The 18831-nt window shown below is 42.7% G+C and carries 16 protein-coding genes; 8 read left to right on the forward strand and 8 right to left on the reverse strand.

What is annotated here, in order from left to right; translation table 11 throughout:
* Positions 1–8: 8 nt before the first annotated feature.
* Together V7K48_RS18445 and V7K48_RS18450 are read right to left on the reverse strand one after the other, a co-directional pair.
* The gene (locus tag V7K48_RS18445; RefSeq protein ID WP_335074691.1) at positions 9–1313 is read right to left on the reverse strand and encodes an alpha/beta hydrolase family protein; all 1305 of its coding nucleotides are present in this window, start codon (positions 1311–1313) and stop codon (positions 9–11) included.
* Between the two features lie 156 nt (positions 1314–1469).
* A complete protein-coding gene (locus V7K48_RS18450; RefSeq protein WP_335074692.1) occupies positions 1470–1796 on the reverse strand; it encodes an antibiotic biosynthesis monooxygenase family protein in 327 nt (108 codons plus the stop codon).
* A gap of 311 nt (positions 1797–2107) precedes the next feature.
* On the opposite strand from V7K48_RS18450, the gene V7K48_RS18455 reads away from it, so the two are divergent.
* Positions 2108–2770, forward strand: coding sequence for a TetR/AcrR family transcriptional regulator (locus tag V7K48_RS18455; RefSeq protein ID WP_335074693.1), 663 nt, complete (start codon positions 2108–2110; stop codon positions 2768–2770).
* A gap of 7 nt (positions 2771–2777) precedes the next feature.
* Here the strand turns inward: V7K48_RS18455 and V7K48_RS18460 are convergent, their stop codons facing one another.
* Positions 2778–3839 carry an L-histidine N(alpha)-methyltransferase gene (locus tag V7K48_RS18460; protein ID WP_335074734.1) on the reverse strand — a complete coding sequence of 354 codons (1062 nt, stop codon included), beginning with the start codon at positions 3837–3839 and terminating at the stop codon, positions 2778–2780.
* A 201-nt stretch (positions 3840–4040) separates the two neighbouring features.
* Between V7K48_RS18460 and V7K48_RS18465 the strand changes: the two genes are divergently transcribed.
* From V7K48_RS18465 to V7K48_RS18480, 4 genes are all read left to right on the forward strand, one after another.
* Positions 4041–5834, forward strand: coding sequence for an ABC transporter ATP-binding protein (locus V7K48_RS18465; RefSeq protein ID WP_335074694.1), 1794 nt, complete (start codon positions 4041–4043; stop codon positions 5832–5834).
* A gap of 141 nt (positions 5835–5975) precedes the next feature.
* Complete coding sequence (locus tag V7K48_RS18470) at positions 5976–7763, forward strand: ABC transporter ATP-binding protein (RefSeq protein WP_335074695.1); 1788 nt, start codon at positions 5976–5978, stop codon at positions 7761–7763.
* 127 nt (positions 7764–7890) lie between these two features.
* A complete protein-coding gene (locus V7K48_RS18475; protein ID WP_335074696.1) occupies positions 7891–8145 on the forward strand; it encodes a TIGR03643 family protein in 255 nt (84 codons plus the stop codon).
* Positions 8146–8180: 35 nt separating this feature from the next.
* Entirely contained in the window at positions 8181–8714 is a 534-nt protein-coding gene (locus V7K48_RS18480; protein ID WP_335074697.1) for a dihydrofolate reductase family protein, read from the forward strand.
* A gap of 310 nt (positions 8715–9024) precedes the next feature.
* On the opposite strand, the gene trxA is transcribed toward V7K48_RS18480, so the two are convergent.
* Both trxA and V7K48_RS18490 read right to left on the reverse strand, forming a co-directional pair.
* Positions 9025–9378: a thioredoxin gene (trxA, locus tag V7K48_RS18485; protein ID WP_335074698.1), complete on the reverse strand. Its 354-nt coding sequence runs from the start codon at positions 9376–9378 to the stop codon at positions 9025–9027.
* A gap of 460 nt (positions 9379–9838) precedes the next feature.
* Positions 9839–10150 (reverse strand): hypothetical protein, encoded by a 312-nt coding sequence (locus tag V7K48_RS18490; RefSeq protein WP_335074699.1) that lies wholly within the window; start codon positions 10148–10150, stop codon positions 9839–9841.
* Between the two features lie 457 nt (positions 10151–10607).
* Here V7K48_RS18490 and V7K48_RS18495 point away from each other — a divergent pair, with 457 nt between their 5' ends.
* Positions 10608–10817 carry a hypothetical protein gene (locus V7K48_RS18495; RefSeq protein ID WP_335074700.1) on the forward strand — a complete coding sequence of 70 codons (210 nt, stop codon included), beginning with the start codon at positions 10608–10610 and terminating at the stop codon, positions 10815–10817.
* Between the two features lie 645 nt (positions 10818–11462).
* Here the strand turns inward: V7K48_RS18495 and V7K48_RS18500 are convergent.
* Both V7K48_RS18500 and V7K48_RS18505 read right to left on the reverse strand, forming a co-directional pair.
* A complete protein-coding gene (locus V7K48_RS18500; RefSeq protein ID WP_335074701.1) occupies positions 11463–13301 on the reverse strand; it encodes a hypothetical protein in 1839 nt (612 codons plus the stop codon).
* 1333 nt (positions 13302–14634) lie between these two features.
* Positions 14635–14958: a hypothetical protein gene (locus V7K48_RS18505; RefSeq protein ID WP_335074702.1), complete on the reverse strand. Its 324-nt coding sequence runs from the start codon at positions 14956–14958 to the stop codon at positions 14635–14637.
* 477 nt (positions 14959–15435) lie between these two features.
* Here V7K48_RS18505 and V7K48_RS18510 point away from each other — a divergent pair, with 477 nt between their 5' ends.
* Together V7K48_RS18510 and mltA are read left to right on the forward strand one after the other, a co-directional pair.
* Positions 15436–15690, forward strand: a complete 255-nt coding sequence (locus tag V7K48_RS18510) for a hypothetical protein (RefSeq protein WP_099100341.1) — start codon at positions 15436–15438, stop codon at positions 15688–15690.
* A gap of 3 nt (positions 15691–15693) precedes the next feature.
* A complete protein-coding gene (mltA, locus tag V7K48_RS18515) occupies positions 15694–16977 on the forward strand; it encodes a murein transglycosylase A (RefSeq protein WP_335074735.1) in 1284 nt (427 codons plus the stop codon).
* A gap of 145 nt (positions 16978–17122) precedes the next feature.
* Here mltA and V7K48_RS18520 read toward each other — a convergent pair whose 3' ends face one another.
* Positions 17123–18775 (reverse strand): hypothetical protein, encoded by a 1653-nt coding sequence (locus V7K48_RS18520; protein WP_335074703.1) that lies wholly within the window; start codon positions 18773–18775, stop codon positions 17123–17125.
* Positions 18776–18831: the final 56 nt, after the last annotated feature.

Here is an 18831-nt window from a genome sequence, read left to right on the forward strand (position 1 = left end):
GATCGCAATTAGTTGCCAAAGATCAGCTTCTTTGTATTCTCCGTGATGCCATAGGTATACTCACGCTGGTCTCCCCACGGTTCGACATGAACCATGCCAGTTGCATCCACCTCGGTGTACATAGACTGAGCCTCGATACCTCGCACGCGATCGCCCAGCCAGTCCGCTACCATCGTGTACGCTTCCGGCCCTAGCTGTCCGGCACGGCTGGCGTGCATGCCGTGGTCTTCGCCTTCGTAGAAGATCAAAGATTTAGCACCCGTCAGGCTGTTGAGGAAGTCGAAGGTATAGTGGGAATCGCTCAACTGGTCGTCCTCACCTGCCGCCACCAGGAATGGACACTTGATCTGCAAAGCAAGCTTGAAGACGTCAAGTTTCTGGGCGATCCGGTCAAGCTCTGCTTCGTCTGTTGCCCCAGTCATGTACATAAACCGCAGTTTGAACGTTGGGCTTGCCGTTTCAAACAGCGAGAAGCCGCCAGCTTCAAAGCAGGTCATGGCGACGCCGCAGGCGAGAAAACGCGGTTCAGCCGCCGCCAGCGTGGTCGCCCAATAAGAGCCGAAGCTGAGACCATGCACAACGATCCGACTGGGATCAATCTCTGGACGGGCAGCCGCCAAGTCGAACGCAGATAAACCCAATTTGCCGTAGGTGTCCGGGTCGTACCAGACCTCCCGAATCAGTGCCTCGCCCTGCCCTGGGCCATCGATCGCCAGAACTGCGAAGCCTCGCTGTAACCACTTGTCCCCGTCCATTGCCACCGATAGCTCTTTCCAGCCGTCCATACCGGAGACGATCACAACACAGGGAACGCGATCGCCATGCTTGTATGTCGGTGGGAGCGAGAGAATCGCTGGTACCGATCGATCTTCAAACGGCACGTCGAGCGGCTCAACGTGCCGACCCGCGAGCTGGATGAACTTGGCATAGCAATCCGTCTTCTTCTGATTCAGAGCGAGATTCAGAGGTGTGTTTGCCTCGATCGACCACTGCGCTCCACCATAGAGAATGCTAGCTGTAAAAAAGCTCTCACGGGCTGTAGAATCATGTCCCAGCTTTAGTTCGGCTTCGGCACGTAGTTCGCGGCGTCGTGCCGCCTGCATGAACTCGCGTGTCATGTCGTTGTAAGTCTTGATTCGCTGGCGCAGTCCGATGAAGTCACCCTGCGAATCGTGTCCGCAAGCACTGGACATATAGCCCAGACGACCCTGATCCCAATCGGGTCCCATCAGGCTGATGATTGCATCTAATAGCCAGCGTTGTTCTGAGAGCCGTTTCACGCGGCGAGTGAGATTGAGAGGCATTGTCGGCATGAGTTTACTCCTTTGTTTGAGGATTTTCAAAGCGTAGAGCCTTCGGTGGTCTCTTGTCTCAGCAACTGCGATCGCATTTGCGGCAAACCTGTAATCACCGTAGAGGCGTTCTTGAAACTTAGTGCATGGATTCAGCAGCAGAATCAGCGGCTGCCCTTACAACGGCATTCGCCAGTCTACTTCGCGCATACTCTTGGAAGCGATCACTTCCTGGAAGATGCCAGGATGGTGTTCGACACCGGGAATGCTTTCTTCACCCGGTTTGTAGCCGCCGTGGGTCACATTCCAGGCGTCTGCACTTTCCCAAAGCGCGATGTTGATGTATTGAAAGGTTCCGTCGCCGACACCCGTGTTTTTGTGCAGGTGGGTTTCAATGAAACCGGGTGTGCTGGAGAAGACTCGCGTGGTCTCGTTCCAAGCTCTCAAGAATTCTTCTTCTTTGTCTGCGGGAACAACAAAGGGATTGATTAAAGCAACTGGCATATTTTAGCTCCGTTGATTGTGGATCGTCGTTAAAAGGGCGTTTGGCGATAATGCTCTATACGTTCTCGAAATTGAGATGCTGAAATTATGCAGCTTTTGTAGAATCATGTGAACTCAATCATCAACAGTGTCAGAGGGGTGTACAGTTACAATTTAATAGTACTGAATAGTACTATTAAAATATCAACTTCAAAGATTATTTGCAAGCCCGATATGTGAAGAAGAATAAAGCAGCCCTCCTGTTAGCGCCTAAATTTAGCAGTAGATATCGCTATAGTTAGGATTGGAAGGTTACAGAGTCCGATTCAGAAATGAGCAAACAAGGCTCCAAGGTCAAAAAGCATGGACCAGGGCGACCCCGTGCAGATGAACGTGATTTGCGGAATGAGGCGATTCTAGAAGCCGCGACTGCGGTGTTCCTCGAACAGGGTTTTGCCCGTGCTAGCACAGATGAGATTGCAAACCGAGCGGGTGCTTCTAAGCAGACGCTCTACTCGCTTTATCCCAGCAAGGCAGCACTCTTCGCCGCGCTGATGAAGCGTCGCTCTGAAAAGCTGGTCGATCCTGTCGCTTCTGCCATCCTCCGCCAGGATGCGCCTGCCCACGAAGTCTTGTATCAGTACGGGTTGCAGGTTTTGCGTGCAAATTTGAGCGACAATGGTCAGCAACTACAAAGGCGGTTGATCGCTGAAGCTCCCGTGTTTTGTGATCTCGCCAATGCATTTTGGCAGAACGGACCAGGCTGGGGACGAGAAATTGTCAAGCAGTATTTAGAGTCCTTGGTGCAGCGTCAAGTTCTCTCGATCAACAATACTGATCTTGCAGCGGACCACTTTATGAGTATTGTATTCGGTTGGCCGATGCTCCGCGCCAGTTTTCAGCTACCCTCGTTGTTTCAAACTGACGAAGCGCTAGCAGAGTGGGTTCAGAGTGCTGTAGACGTATTTTTGCGGGCACACACGGGCAAAGAGTAAACTTGGGTTAGTTACTGGCAACCTTACAAATCACCATAATATGTGATTTGTATTTGTCAGTACTATAGTAAATAAGTTGCAATCCAGAATGTTCTATTTCTTGCAAAAGTTTAGGGATTTCATACTTATGATGTCGCCAAATAGTAATTTCTTCACCTTCAGAGATATCAATTTTCTTATCTATCCCCATCCGACTGAAATTTATAGTGTAATCATGACGGAGTTTCAGATTAGCAATTATACTATCTGTTTTTAAATCATACTTTCTCACCAGTTCACAATCTTCAGATTTAATCCCAATATTGTTTTTAACCCATCCATATATTTCTTCTACATGATACTTGCAGCCACCTCTAACTATTCTATCCCATGTAGAGTTAGAGCCAATTTCGTTAGTGAACACCAGAAAATCATTTTTTCCCATGCTATCTCTAAAGTTTTTGAGTACCTCATCTCTATTTTGATGATTACCAATGGTAACACCTAAGTGAAAAAATATTTTTGCTGTGTGATCAATTTCAAGGCTAGCTTGATTTTGGAATAAAACTTTGGGTATACAACTATTTTCTATGTCAATCGTCGAACTGATATATTCAATGAGAGGAAACCATTTTCTAAAATTATTTCTGGATAAATGAAGCAATTCTTCGCTAATATCTAAGGCAATATATTTATTAACCTTCCCCAGTTTATTCAGTTGATGGATAAATTTTTTAATTGGATATGAATTTCCAGCACCAACATCTATAATATTAACTTTTTCGCCACTGGCAATATTGCCATTAAGGTATTTGAAGTTATTTTCTAAAAGGTCAATTTCTACACTCGATGTTCGATACCATTTAGGAATAATATATTTTAGATAAAAATCATCCCAGATTTTTGCGCCTCTACCTTTATAAGAATACTTTAGAGGGATTTCTCGTCTGATTTCTAATGCATGAATTATCCCTAAAACTTCTTCTTCAGAAAAAATAGAGTAGAACTCAGAACTTGGCTTTGCTGTGCAACTGATAGCAGTTGACATATCCGATGGGAGTTGGGAATTGCTATAAAAATTTTGAGCCATTATTCTTGTTCTTTGGTTTTCTTGAGTATTTAAGATTAGCCACAATGCTTGCCAAAGAGGTATTTTCTCATACCGTTGTCCCAAAATTTGAAATTTCCACCACATACAAGTAGATCCTATATTCCCCACTCTCAACTGGCCAATTGGTTTTATACAATCAAAATAGGAGATAATTTTCCAAAGATACAGGGGTAAATACCATTGGTTCAGCAACCAGAACTCCAGGAAACTTCGTCGATACAGTCAACCCAGCGCGTGCTTAGAAGTTTAAGTACTTACCGATGGACTTCGCTGGGAGCATTGGTCAGCCTGTTGCTGCTGACGATCGCAAACGCAGTTACCCCGCAACTATTTCGCTGGGGAATTGATCAGGGCATCAGCCAAAAAAACCTCCAAATTGTGCTATATAGCGCCGCCTGGATGGTAGTCGCCGCGATCGCTCGTGGTTTATTTAATTTTGGACAAAGCTATTTGGCAGAAGCCGTGTCTCAGGGTGTAGCCTATGACCTGCGAAACAAAATTTTCAGCCAGATTCAAAATCTCAGTTTCAGTTATCATGACCAGGCGCAGACTTCCCAACTACTAACCCGTGTCACCAGCGACATTGAGCAAATCCGGACCTTTGTTGGCACTAGCTTGATTCAGGTCGTCGGTTCAGTTGTGACATTGGTGAGTATTTCGGTGATTTTGCTGGTGATGAACTGGCGATTAGCACTGATTACGCTGACAGTAGTGCCCCTAGCCGGATGGGTGATGGCGCGATTTATTACCCGGAATAACAAACTTTTTCGGCAAGTACAAGAGCAACTGAGCGACCTCAATGCTGTATTGCAAGAGAACTTGCTAGGAATACGGGTAGTGAAAGCCTTTGTGCGAGAGTCAACCGAAAGGTCGCGTTACACGACCATGAATAATGCCCTAGTCAGGGCAAACATGAAGACGATTAGCGCCATCCGTGATACCTTCCCATTAATCTTTTTGCTGAGTAATTTGGTAACACTGGCAGTTTTCGCCTACGGAGGAGCGCAGGTGATTGGGCGTAGATTCTCCATTGGCGAACTGGTGGCATTTAACTCCTACCTAGCGTTGATTCTCCAACCTATTTTGTTGATTGGATTTGCTGCCCCGGCGATCGCTCAATCAGCTGCTTCTGCCGAACGAGTCTATGAAGTTGTAGATGCAGAGGTAGAAATTCGCGATTGCCCTGGTGCTGTCCCATTTGACACCTGTGGTGGGAGAATTACTTTTGAAAATGTTTCCTTTCGCTATCCAGGAGCGACAACCGAAACTCTCAAAGAAGTTTCCTTTGAAACGAAACCCAACGAACTGATCGCCGTTCTCGGAATGACTGGTTCGGGAAAAAGCACAATTATGAACTTAATTCCCCGCTTTTACGATGTCACAGGGGGAGCGGTTCGCATTGACGGACGAGATGTCAAAAGTTTCACGCTCAAAAGCCTCAGATCATGTATTGGTATTGTGTTCCAGGAAACCACCCTCTTCTCTGGTACAATCCGCGAAAATATTGCTTACGCAAAACCCAATGCAACTCTAGAGCAGGTGATTGAGGTTGCTAAAACCGCACAAATGCACGATTTTATTACCAGTCTACCCAATGGCTACGAGACGATTGTGGGTGAACGGGGAGTGGGCTTATCTGGTGGACAAAAACAACGAATTGCGATCGCTCGTACCTTACTGACCGATTACGGCATTTTGATTTTGGACGATAGTACCTCGGCTGTGGATGCGAGGACTGCTGCTCAGATTCAAGCCAAACTAGATGACTTAATGCGCCAAAAAGCTTGTACAACTTTTGTCGTGGCTCAACGCATTAGCACCGTCAAGAATGCCGATCGCATTTTTCTCATGGATAAAGGACGATTGGTGGCACAAGGTACTCATGAAGAATTGATGCAAACCAGCCCGCTCTACGGTGTGATTTTGGAATCTCAGGTAAAGCCGAAGGTGAAAAATGATCCTAAATTAGTATAAGTAGTATTGCTTGAGATTTTTATAACAGCCTTGTAATCAAGACAAAGACTTTTAATCCAAAATCGTTCGACTGAGCGAACGCAAGAGCGTCTCGTAGAGAAGCCGAAGTCCAAAATCTAAAATCCAAAATCCAAAATTGGTATGAGAGCCACAGTTCCCATTGTTGCATCTGAGCAGGCGAGTCAGCAACTCTCCACTCTGCGGCGCTTTTTGCAATACGTCTTACTCTATCGCAAAGAAATTCCCATCGCCCTGACATTAGTATTGATAGGTGCCATAACCCAGGCAATTGGGCCGTTCTTTATCGGTTGGTCGATTGATCACCTAATTGCACAAGGGAATTTGCAGGGACTACTAGTGTTATTAGGGTTACTAGCGCTGAACTACGGACTTGGTGTCCTGGCAATCCGGGGTCAAATTATTCGAGTCGGCTGGATTATGCAGCGATTGCTGGCTCAACTGAGGCAAGATATTTTCACTAAAATCCAAAGTCTGCCACTCAGCTTTTTTGACCGCAGCGAAGCAGGCGATTTAATGAGCCGCTTGCTAAATGATGTCAATACCGTGAATCAGGCATTTGGACTGACGATCGCTCAAATGCTGGGCAACACTTTCAGTTTGGTTGGCATTGTTATTGCTATGCTCTCAATCAATCTGCAACTCGGCTTGTTGAGCAACGTAGTCGTGCCACTGATGATTTTTACTACAGGCTTATTTGCACGTTGGGCAAGAGTCAGATTTCGCGTCACCCGACAGACGATTGGAGAGCTTTCCGCCAAGTTGGAAGAAGATATTGTCAGCGTGCGAGAAGCACAGGCATTTAATCGTGTACAGATGAATATCGAAGAATTCGACATTCTTAACGCCGCCAATCGTGATGCCAACGTCGAGGCTGTGGCAATTACTTCAGCCTTCTTGCCCTCCATTGATTTTCTCAACACACTAGCAACAGCAGGCGTGCTGGCCTATGGTGGCTATCTCGCAGTCACAGGAGCTGCAACAGTGGGTGTGGTGACATCTTTTTTACTTTACGTCCAGCAGTTTTTCCGCCCGATCCAGATTCTCAGCCAGTTTTACACCCAAGCTCAATCTGCCTTCGCTGGATTAGAGCGAATCTTTCTATTACTAGATGAACCGTCAGAACTCAAAGACGCACTCAATGCGACAGAAATGCCGTCCATTCAGGGTGAGGTGACATTTGAAAATGTCAAGTTTGGTTACAACCCAGATCAACTGGTTCTCAAAGGGGTAAATTTGCACGCCTATCCAGGGCAGATGATTGCGTTAGTAGGGCCGACCGGTTCGGGAAAAAGTACGTTCATTAACTTGATTTTGCGCTTCTACGATGTATCTGGCGGGGCAGTGAAAATTGATGATATTGATGTGCGTAGTGTTACTCAAGCAAGTCTGCGGCGTCAAATTGGCATCGTCCTGCAAGACAATATTCTGTTCAGCGGTACCGTCGCCGAAAACATTGCCTTTGGCGCTCCTTACACCACTCAAGCTGATATAGAAGAGGCTGCACAACTAGCAAATGTGCATGAGTTCATTACCTCACTGCCACAGGGTTATACAACTCAATTGGGTGAACGGGGCGCACCCCTGAGCCAAGGACAGCGACAACTGATCAGTATTGCCCGTGCAGTGTTGATCAACCCGCGAATTCTGATTCTTGATGAAGCAACCAGCAGCATCGATACCCGCACAGAAGCGCTGGTACAAAGTGCGATCGCCCGCTTGCTGGAAGGTCGTACTAGCTTCGTGATTGCCCACCGCCTCAGTACAGTTACCCAGGCAGATCAGGTGTTAGTGATTCAGCAGGGACAAATTGTAGAGCAGGGGACTCACGCCGAACTTATCGATCAGCAAGGTGTCTATGCCAACCTCTATGCCTTGCAACTTGGTGCAGCAGACACAATGGTTCTTTAAAACGAAAAGTAAAATAGATAGTAGTCCTAAATCATTCGTGAAAAGTTAGATCCCCGACTTCGTAAAAGTTGCCGGGGATCTGGACAACGCGAATCTTCACAAGAATTTACCAATTACCAGCAAACGAATGAAGCTACCTAACCTCGATTCACAAACCATTGATCGCATCATTGAAATGGCATGGGAAGATAGAACATCTTTTGATGCCATTGAAGCTCAGTTTGGGCTGCTGGAGAAACAGGTAATTGCCCTAATGAGGCGCGAAATGAAGGAATCTAGTTTCCATATGTGGCGAGAGCGAGTCACCAAACGCGATACAAAGCATTTATCTAAGCGAGAATTTATTGCAGGTCGGTTTAAGTCGCACAATCAAAAAACCTAAGTAATTGGGTGAAAACTAACACATTCATTAAAACAATGACGAAAGTTACACTCTATATTGCAGCTAGTTTGGATGGCTACATTGCTCGCAGCGATCGCAAAATTGATTGGCTATCAATCCTTGATACAGAAGGGGAAGACTACGGTTACGCTGCTTTCTACGAATCGATTAATGCTATTGTCTTGGGTAGCAATACATATGAAGTCGGGCTTAGTTTCGATGAGTGGCCTTATCCAGAAAAAAAATCCTTCGTTTTCACCCAGCGCCATCTCCAATCTGACCGCGAGAACGTTGTGTTTGTTTCGGACACAGTAAAACAAGCCTTAGCAAATATAGAGGCCCAAGGTTTTGAAAATATCTGGCTAGTTGGTGGCGGAGCATTAATCAATTCGTTTCTTCAGCATAGCTTGATTGACGAATATATTATTTCAACTATTCCGATTATCTTAGGTGGCGGTGTACACCTTTTCCCACCGCCTAGCCCTGAAGAGAAATTGGAGCTGATTAACTCAAAACAATATCCTAATGGTTTACTCCAAGCACATTATAGGCGAAAAGTAAAGGTTTAAAATTTATAATTAGCCCTTTCAAGGTGACTCATAAAATCTCTGCTTTTCTCTCTGCGCTCTCTGCGCCTCTGCGGTTGAAAAACAATTTATTTAACCTTATTAGGCGCAGAGAACACAGAGAAAATAGGAATTATTGTCCAAAAATTTTACCCACCTTGAAAAGGCTAAATTTATAATTGTGCTTCAAATAGTGAGAAGTCCGAGGATCGGCTTTGGAGACTCGGAACTTCCGGGAATTTAAACTGCACCTGAAACGTTACTGCCGTTATTAGGCATCAGGTATAAACCCTTTTTAATTATGAATTACGAATTAGGTTGAAACAACCTCAAGAAGCTTCTGAACAGCGTTGCTAAAGTCCTCGTAAGGAGAAACTCCTACGATGGTTTCTGCTAAAACACCATCTTTGAAAATTAAAACCGCTGGAATACTGCGAAGACCGAATTTTTTGAAAATCGGCTTGTTGCTGTCAACATCTACCTTAACGACTTTGGCACGACCTTTGTATTCCTGGGCGAGTTGATCCATTAACGGACTGATCAGGCGACAGGGTCCACACCAAGTAGCAGTAAAATCAACAACAATGACCTTCTCTTCACTTTCAGTTAAAACAGCATCAAATTCACTTTCTTGAACGTAAGCAACTATGTCAGTATCAGTAGACATTTTTTAATTCCTTAGTGTCAAACTAAAATTTCAGCAAAAAGCTAACTATACAAACTATACTCCCTTCTGCCTGTCAGATTTACCAGTGACCGACATTGGCAAACCCCCGCAACTGAGTTTTGCTGAGTAACGTGGATTTAATAATCTATAACTTTTGTATACACCCTACCAACCGACCTAATCCAAAAACCCTCAAGGCACAGAAGCGTCAGCCCCTTCCCTACTGGACGCTACGCGAACGGGGAAGTCAAAAATCACTCATTCAAAAGTCAAAATTAAGCTTGACTATAAATAAATTTATTGGCTCTGTAACAAGGACGCATTGAACCTTATGCTACGCATCTCGGTTCAAATAAATTTATTTTTTTCATAAATAAATTTATTGGCTCTGTATCCCTTTTTTGACTTTTGAATGAGTGAATTCGAGCGTTCACGTAGCGTCTCCAAGAGTTGCGAGTGGTCAGTAGTCATTCTCTTGATCAAACAGTTCTAACAACCCAATTGTGCCTACAAAAAAAGTATAAGTAGCATATTTTATTGGTATCTTTTTTCTCGAAGGTGCATAAAAAGCTGCTATAATACTCTCGATAAAATGGCTCGTCATGGCAAAACGCTCAATCCAAAAAATTGGATTAAGGCTGCTTGGTACATTACTATTAGTTATTACTGCATAAATATTCCACGATTCCAATCCAATTGCGCTTGTTATAAGCATTGTAGATATAATTTTTACACCGACAAAAGTGTTTCTCTTTATAAACTTTAAGCTCATCCTGTTCACCAAAAAATATTTAACATATCTACAAGACTCGGTGAAGTAACAAACAAGTTAATGTGTGTTATCTAAAATTCCCCCTAAGTCAACCAATCTTATATCATGATTTCCATTTTTGTAAAAGTCTGTAAAAATATAGACATGGTGTATGAAGCTAATATTCCCAAACTATTGAGAATAGATCTGTGAAAAAAACTATGCAGTCTTCTTGTTTGAGGATTTATCGTTAAAAATCCGGGGATTGAGGAAAATAGCATTGAGCGTCTGATCTAATGCCTCAAAGACTCCAAAAAACAGAAACTAAACTACTCAGGCAAGAAGAAACACCATCCCCGTAAAGACTACGAGCAATAAAGATTAAATCACCAAATATTTAAAAAATGAGAGAAGTGTGGAATAATACGTAGGTGGTAAATTTAATTGTACTCTAGAGATTAATAAGAAATGTAAAGCTATGATTGCTCAACATTACAATTCAATTCATGTTGAAAACAACTTGCTTAAACAAATCCAAATTAAAGAAAACCAGCTAAAAATTGCACAAGAATCTAATATGCTCTATGTAGCAGAAGGATTACAGAATGAATTATTAAAGTTACAGTGTCAATTGTCAGAGCAGCAAGACGTTGAAATTCAGGCGTTGATGAGTTTACTAGACGATTAAGATTGTAAATTTGTATTGCAAAGTTTATTGAAAACACAAAAACTTTGTTATTAAACAAGGCGAAATTAAATATAAAATGTCATTGCGTTGGCGTAAGCCTTCCCGTAGGGTACGTAAGCGTCTAGTAGAGTTGCAATCTCAGCCTTTGCAATTGCTTCTCTACGAGACGCTACCGTGAACACTTCGTACACTTCTCTTGGCAAAGACAAAGGTGAACCGGTTCTCCAAAGGAGTACGCAATGACGAACTATCTTATATTTATTTAGATCCATCTACATTATTAGGAAGCAGAGCATAGTGATTGTGATGCCTGGGGGTGTGGTTTAGGTGCCATTTTTTCCTTGAATGCTGTGAACTCTACTTGGACTACCCTAACTGCCAATAAAGCCTCAAAATCTAGCGTCTTCGATTGACGTTATCCTCAGACAACCAAAACAGTCAGAAAATCAACTCCTGTAGAAGTAATATTACGAATGCTAATCTCAAATTCAGAATATATAACCGTTCAGGGGGGTGTGCCTGCTGTGTACCCCCCTGAACGGTTATCCTTGGCAACTGCCATAAAGGTTTAACTTGTTACCAATGTTTGATGCAAAACTTTCAGGCGTTGCATGACGCCTGATGGCAGGCTGACTACTTTTACCGCTACTGAGATCGCTTCGATTGTTGTCGTATAAACCTTAGTTGGTTAGGAAGGGCATCTCCACCCACTTCTGGGTAGCTAAATGGTACAGGTCCATCTAACAGGATAAAACTGAAGTCTGCGCCTTTATTTGTTGCATTGCCATGACAACCCATGCAGCCTCCCATGTTAAATTGTTTACCTTGGTGGACAACATTCGCATACTGATTTTTGGGACCGAAAGCAAATCCTGGGATCTGATTTTTATAGGCAAAGTCGGTAATCAAATTCTCGTTTGTGTTCTTGAACTGTCCACTGAATAACTGCAAGTTTAAATCAGTCTCTACCACCTCGTTAGCTAGATAGTAGTTGGCGACATCCGAACCAGTGTAGGGCTTACCAGGAGCATTCGCATTCTTAGTCAAAGGAACCCACTGGATATTCACCAGCTTGTAGTTGAGCCAAGGAGATGAGGAAAGACCATGGGCATGAATATAGTTTGAAATTACGGAGTGGGCATATTGATTAACTGCAATGATCTGATCAGGAATTGGGTTGGCGCGCCTGTTAATGCTGATTGGCACTTGAGGCAGCGCCGACGCGCCAAGGATATTCTCATAGTAGAGCCGTAGATCGTTTGGAAGATGATTTTCCGGTGCGTTTGGAGGTGTCAATGGGTCAAATTTTTGTGAATCATTAATCCCGCTGGCAGCTGTCTCATATATTGCGTTCGGATCAGGATTTCGAGGCTTGGGTGTATCGGTAAAGATTTTGGGGTCAAACGGGTTACTTTGAAGAATGCTGGGATTTTTCAACTGACCATTTACGTCCTCAACAGAAGTACCATCTTTTTTGGTAATATTGTCAGCTTGACTAAAAGTGGCGAAGATGAAGTAGGGAGCCGATGGTGTCTTTTGGATAATGTGCAAAGCTCCCATGCCCCAGCCTTTTTCAGATTGTATAAAGCAGTATTTACCCTGTCCATTAGTAGACGATTGGTTTTCGTAGAAGCGCACAGGGGCAACGTGGAACTTGCTAGTATCTTCATCTGTGTTTAAGTGACGCCAACCACTCTTGACCTCGATCGTGTTGTATGGCAAGGAGATAAAGCTAGGATTAGTAGGGTTTGGAATTGGATATTCCTTCGACTTCTGGATTTTGCTTATGGTGTTTTGTGTCGCTTGAGAAAAGGAGGTATTCTTGTTTGGAACACGACTATCAAAAGTATTCCATTTTAGATTTTTGACATAGTCGTACTCTTGCTCGTTCGCTTTGGCCAGGTATAAAAATTGCTGTCCTGGGTAATTTGTAGGAGCTTTGCCAGCGTACATGCGATTCAGGCCAATCTCGTCCGCTTCATCTAAGTTAATGAAAGCATTTCTTCGTGGGGCAGCGCCATTGCAGCTATATATTTGACCATCTGTGGTCAGAACCTTTGCAGGATCGTAATAGTAATGCGGTCCACCTTTAGAGGGAGAGCCATTGTAGAAAGGTTGGTTGGCTTGCTTGCTATTCCCTGGATAAATCTCTATCTTATTTCGCAGTGTTTCCCATACAAGGGGCTTGTCATCTGAACCGAAAGGTAAATTTGGTTTCGGTTTGCCTCGCAAGTCGGGATCAGCGGGCCAATTGAGGGCAATGAACTCTTTCCAGGCAAAGATGGCAGCCTGCCTTAGAGTGGCCTTTGATGCGGGAGTACCATCAGAGAAAATATCTTTAGGTATATTGCTACTGATGGTGATGCTGTTGGGGTTATCTGCTTCACTCGTCAATGTACGGGTGGGATAGCCCAGAAGTAAAACGTTAAAGAGTATAATTCCAAATAACAGGAATAAAATTCGGATTAGACTTTTCCTTTTCATAGTTCTCCCCAGCCATTGTTGAAACTTACGTATTGACAAAAGTTTGGTTGTGTGGTTTTTACCGTAATAGACATGAATCACCATCCAACACATTTTCTGCTCAAATTAAATGCGTTACCCTCAATAAGTAGGTAGACAAAAATATTTACAATCATTGCGTACTCCTTTAGAGAACCGGAAGGGTACGAAGTAAGCAAGCCTAACCCTTGTGATTGCTACATTTCGCAACTCTTAGAGACGCTACCGTGAACGCTCAATTCGCAATGATGTTGTGTAATTAATTCTGTTTAACTACTTACTTTAGTAAAATCATCTGTACTTTTCAGCACAAAATTAGATGCGCTTACGCTTCTATAAATAAAAATAATATAAGCGAACTTGCTGGTTTAAATAGTTGAGTAAGAAAAAGTATTTTTTCTTATAATTTTTTAGCGATCACTCTTTTTAAAAAAATTTGCAATTTACCTTAGAGGATGTTTTAAAAGTCCTATTGTCGGTATCAAAACGTTCTAGATCCTCCTAAATCCCCCAATCAAAAGGGGGACTTTGATTCCGGTTCTCCCTTTTGATTAGGGGGTTCGGGGGGATCAATAAGTGCCTAAAATCACAGCCAAACACTTTTAAAACATCATTTTAAACAGCAAGAAGCCTGACACTTTATCTTTCAGGTGATTAATGAGAGGTTAAAGTAGTTATACTTTTGTCAAAAGGGTGTACTAAGAGAGGATAAATTTAAAGTAGTTTGTTTTTATTCAGGTGATTTGATAGCAGATAATCTCGATATATCCGTCCGAAAACTTGCAAGCCAATATCTACAAGACTTTGAAACTTAAAAATTAAGGTTTGATATCGTTACCGATAGTTTAGAGCAGAAAAATACAGTTTCACGCTTGTTAAGCTATCACTATTTTATTCACTTCGATGAACTGCAAAATCCAAGTATCAATTCTGATCAACCCACAAACTGTTAAAATTATATGCTTGTAAACATCGCTTTTCAGTTAGAATCTTTGATTTTGATATTATCCAAAATGAGCAACTAAGTTTTCTTTATCCGCAAAAACCCTAGCTTTTTAGCTAAAACTCTTTCCATGTCACTGGATTATCGTTGAAATTCAAAAAGTAAAACTACATCTGGCTGCCATTCGTGCTGATCAAATAGTCTGGCAAGCAAATAGTCTCAATATGAGCAAATTAGACATAGTTGTTCCTTCTCTCTTTTAAAGTGGATGGAAAAAGTGCTTTATTCGACACAGTACTTTCGATTTCCGCACTCTTCTAATGTATGGATTTATTTCAAAAATCAAATAAGAGTCCTATAGAATAATAATTACTACTTAGATAAGATGTTAGGATTTTGCTGAGTCTGTGGTCTTTTTATCTGCGGTACTAAATCAATCTTAAGAACAGGTTTAATTGAGCGCAGTTGTCTTTGGCTAAGAATTTGAATTTCTCTCTCAAGAGAATCTTTTCCTTGCCTAAAAAAGTATTGAGAATTATATGGAACTAAGTCACGGGATAAATGTTGAGCTTGTGCTGGAGTCAAGCTAGGGAAGGATTGTTCAGCATTGGCAGAAGTCTGTACAGCCAGTAAAAAAGCCGTTGAAACCACCAAGGGTTTTATTTTTATACATCCGGTGAATATCAGGTTAAACATGATTGATACATATGTTGCATGAATACTGCTTCAAACCATCTTGTATTGGTTTGATTATAATCAAATTACACTTATTGGCTTGCTAATTACCTCCCACAAATGGGTGAATTAATCAGCTAAACTATCTTGCAAATATCCGGAACTGACTGATCTCATTCAAGGTGTTAAGGAGGAAACTCAGCGAAAGCCTGGTTCAACAAGTAGCTAGGATGAAATTAAAATCCCCTCTCTAGCGAGACGCTTGCGCGAACGGGCAATAGCTGCGGGGAGTGTCAAACAAGAGCTAACGTAAACTTACACTTTTTAAGGAACTGGTTAAAAAATTAGCCGTCTAGAGTGAAGAGTCATTGAGCAATTGGGCATTGGGCATTTGTTCCCTCTTGCCCGCTGCTGCTCTGCTCCCGTATGCTTACCCTTTTCATTCGGGGGTTACGTGGTTAACAATGGGTTGAATGTTTTTTAAATAGATTCAACCTTATGGCTAGAACTGCAAATGAATATGCCGTATACCTCCTACTGGAAAGCGGTCACCGGGAAGAGGTACGTTTTCCTACTATTCAAGAGTTTCAGAAGTGGTATAGCAGCGAACTTGTGCCAAAGTCTGCTTCTAATGACTTTATTAGCGTGCCGATCAAAAATATTCAAGGGGAATATATGGTAGTAAGACCCTCTCGGATCGTGGCAATCCGCGTAGAACCCATTTTTAGTTCCAGTGTTGAAAGATTCAACTAAATGATGAGAAAAACCCTTGCTTTGCTTTGCTTGAGTTTGGGAATTGTCCTTGTAAACCCTATCTGGTCAGCTATTGCTCAGGTTCCTAACTTATTGCCGTTGCCAATACCGACTACTCCTGATCTCCCACTTCTGCCAGTACCAATAATTCCTGAGGTAACGCCGCCACTAAAACCAATCACTATCGGAAGCGATTGTACAGTCCGGCAGACTTGCTTGGGTTGGGATGACCAAATTTGGGGTCAAAGAGGTAAAACAGGCGTTGGCGCTTCGCCCACCGGAGGCGATCGCAATGCGTTGTTGACTTCTATTGATAATAGTCTGGTTTACCTAACAAAGAATGACGCGATCGCAGTGTATCAAAATTATCCGATGAAGGAAATTACCCTTGATCGTGTCCGCCAGAGTTTGGTACGTTTCCGCCAATTGGTTGTCAGTTCTACGTCAGCAGCGCAACTACAAGCCGCTGTCCGCCGTGAATTTGTTTTCTACCAGTCTGTGGGCAACGATGGCAGGGGTACTGTTAAGTTCACTGCTTACTACGAACCTGTTTACACCGCTAGCCGCGTCAGGACTTCAATATATAAGTATCCTCTTTATCGGCTACCACCTGATTTCAGCCAATGGCCTAAACCCCACCCAAAACGGATTGATTTGGAAGGTAAGGATGGTTTAAAAGGGAATAAGAGCAAGTTGCACGGTTTAGAACTGCTTTGGTTTCGCGATCGCTTTGACGCATACATGGTACATATCCAAGGTTCTGCCCAAATTAAGTTAACTAATGGCAAAACAACGTCAGTTGGCTACGCAGGTGGAACTGATTACCCTTGGACTAGTATTGGCAAAGAACTAGCCAAAGATGGTAAACTGCCACTGGCGGGATTGACACTGCCACGGATGATTAGTTACTTCCGAGCAAAGCCGCGGGAGTTGAGCAATTATCTGCCACGCTGGGAACGATTTATTTTCTTTCAAGAAACTGGTGGTACCGCAGCTACAGGCAGTATTCATGTGCCAGTGACAGCAGAACGTTCTATTGCTACAGATAAGTCTCTTATGCCTCCAGGAGCGCTAGCGCTGATTTACAATTCATTTCCCTATCCTGCTGCTCATGGCAAACTAGAGAGGCGTACTGTCAGCCGCTTTGTGCTAGACCAGGATACAGGAAGCGCCATCAAAGGCCCGGGCCGGGTAGATTATTTTATGGGGTCTGGTAAACTAGCAGGCGATCGCGCTGGCATCACAGGCGGCAATGGTTCACTATATTATTTGCTGCTCAAAGAATAAAGTTAGGAGTTAGGAGTTAGAAGTTGAAAATTAAGAGTACAGACGCGATTAATCGCGTCTGTATAGGAATTAGGAGTTATTAATTCAAAACTCATCATATATCATAATCATGTCCGGTAAATCACTTACGAATTACGAATTACTATTATTTTCTCTGCCACAGTTGCCGCAACGACTGAAAAATATTTACAAATCTTTCTTCTAGCCAGAGCATAACATAATCAAGCCATTCCAGAAGTTGCTCTAACGGGTGCTTTTCATAGCCTGTTGAAGTTGCTTTAGTTTCTATCCAGTCTGGCTGTGCCTCAACTTGACTGCTTTGGTGAAATTGCTGTTGCAAAATTTCCCCTTTACGACTCTCGCTTTTAGCTTGGGAAATGCGGGCTTGGGTTTGTTTTGCAGAAGCGATCTTTCCAGATATTTTTTGACTGGAGGTGAGATTATTAGTTGGTTGTTTCCTTTGCACCAAACCAGATCCAACTTTAGGTTGTTGTACAGTCAAATTCTTTTGTGGAGAATGTCTTACTGATAAACTTGAGGCTAAAGCAGAATTTGTTTTTCCAGAAAGTGTAACTGGCTTGTCAGTAACTATTTCGGTATCACCAAATAAATCATTCCATGTTAGCCAAGGATCAGATGTTAAATCTTGGTTCTCCAACTGACGGCTTTTGGATAAGGCTTTTTTAGGGCGTGATGATAATAGTTTACCTGGCAATCTCTGATCACTGGTTGTTGGCTCAAGCGTTTTTCTACTACCAACACCAAAAAAGTAATTAAGTGCCGCCTCAATCAAAGCCTGAAGATTCAGTGTATGAGTTTCCAAACCATCAGCAGTAGTTGCAATTTTTCCCTTAGCAGCTAATTGCTCTTTGCCATAAAGAAATATATTTAACTGAGTTTGGGCAACTTGGGCAATTTCCTGGCTACGTTCTTGTACAGGTACTAAAGCATTTGACTCCAACTTAGCAACGGCTGTATCTAAAAATGCTAAGAATCTATCTGTATTAGGTAAATCTTTTGGTATCCCTTCGGCTAAAACTGGAATTTCCGATGTATTTCCATCAGTAAGTTTTGCTAATAAACGTTCAATTTGTGGTAGTAACTCAGTTTCTTTTTTAGCTTTAATCAACCGCCAATACTGCCAGTATCTAGCAACTTCGTTAATAATCTGGTCTTCTAATTTTGCCTGCTGCTGGGGTGTCAAAATATTTAGAATTTCATTGTCGGCAGTAACAAGTACTAAATTACGATTCATCAAATTTGTGGCAATTCCCCGCACTATTGGAAGATGCTGCTTTAGAGCATTATCTAACTGTGAAGGGTTGAGACTTCCGGCTTTATTCTCTGTAATATTTAATGATTGAGTAAGATTAACGTGATTTGTCGAGTTATTATCAACAAATTTCAGTCGAAAAACTCCCAAGAAAGCCAAGGGATTGAAAGGTTCAGATGTCTTTGCAAATGTAGAGGCGGGTTCATCTGATGACAGATAATTGACTGCTTCTAGTACATGTTGAATAGGACTATCAACATTTGGCAGAGTTTCAGGCTGGAAATTGGTATCATTTGGTTGTAACTTTAGTCTAGTTTGTGGTTCTTTGGCGTGTAGTGTTTTCCCAGATGATTCAGATGACTGAAACAGTAGATACACTGGGTAAAGTAGTAGCTCCACACCCCACTTAGTGGCAACTTGCAAATGCCGGAAGGTGTGTTCCCACTGTTGTGTCACCCGCCGAGATTGTTGGTGGACAAAGTTAAATAGTCTGCTTTGATAACGACCAGAGGAACCAGAAGACATAGTAGTAATTATTTAGTTCAAATCTTGTTGAGTTGTGAGACTCCCGCCAAACAATA

The organism is Nostoc sp., from assembly GCF_036919615.1.
GTDB lineage: Bacteria > Cyanobacteriota > Cyanobacteriia > Cyanobacteriales > Nostocaceae > Nostoc.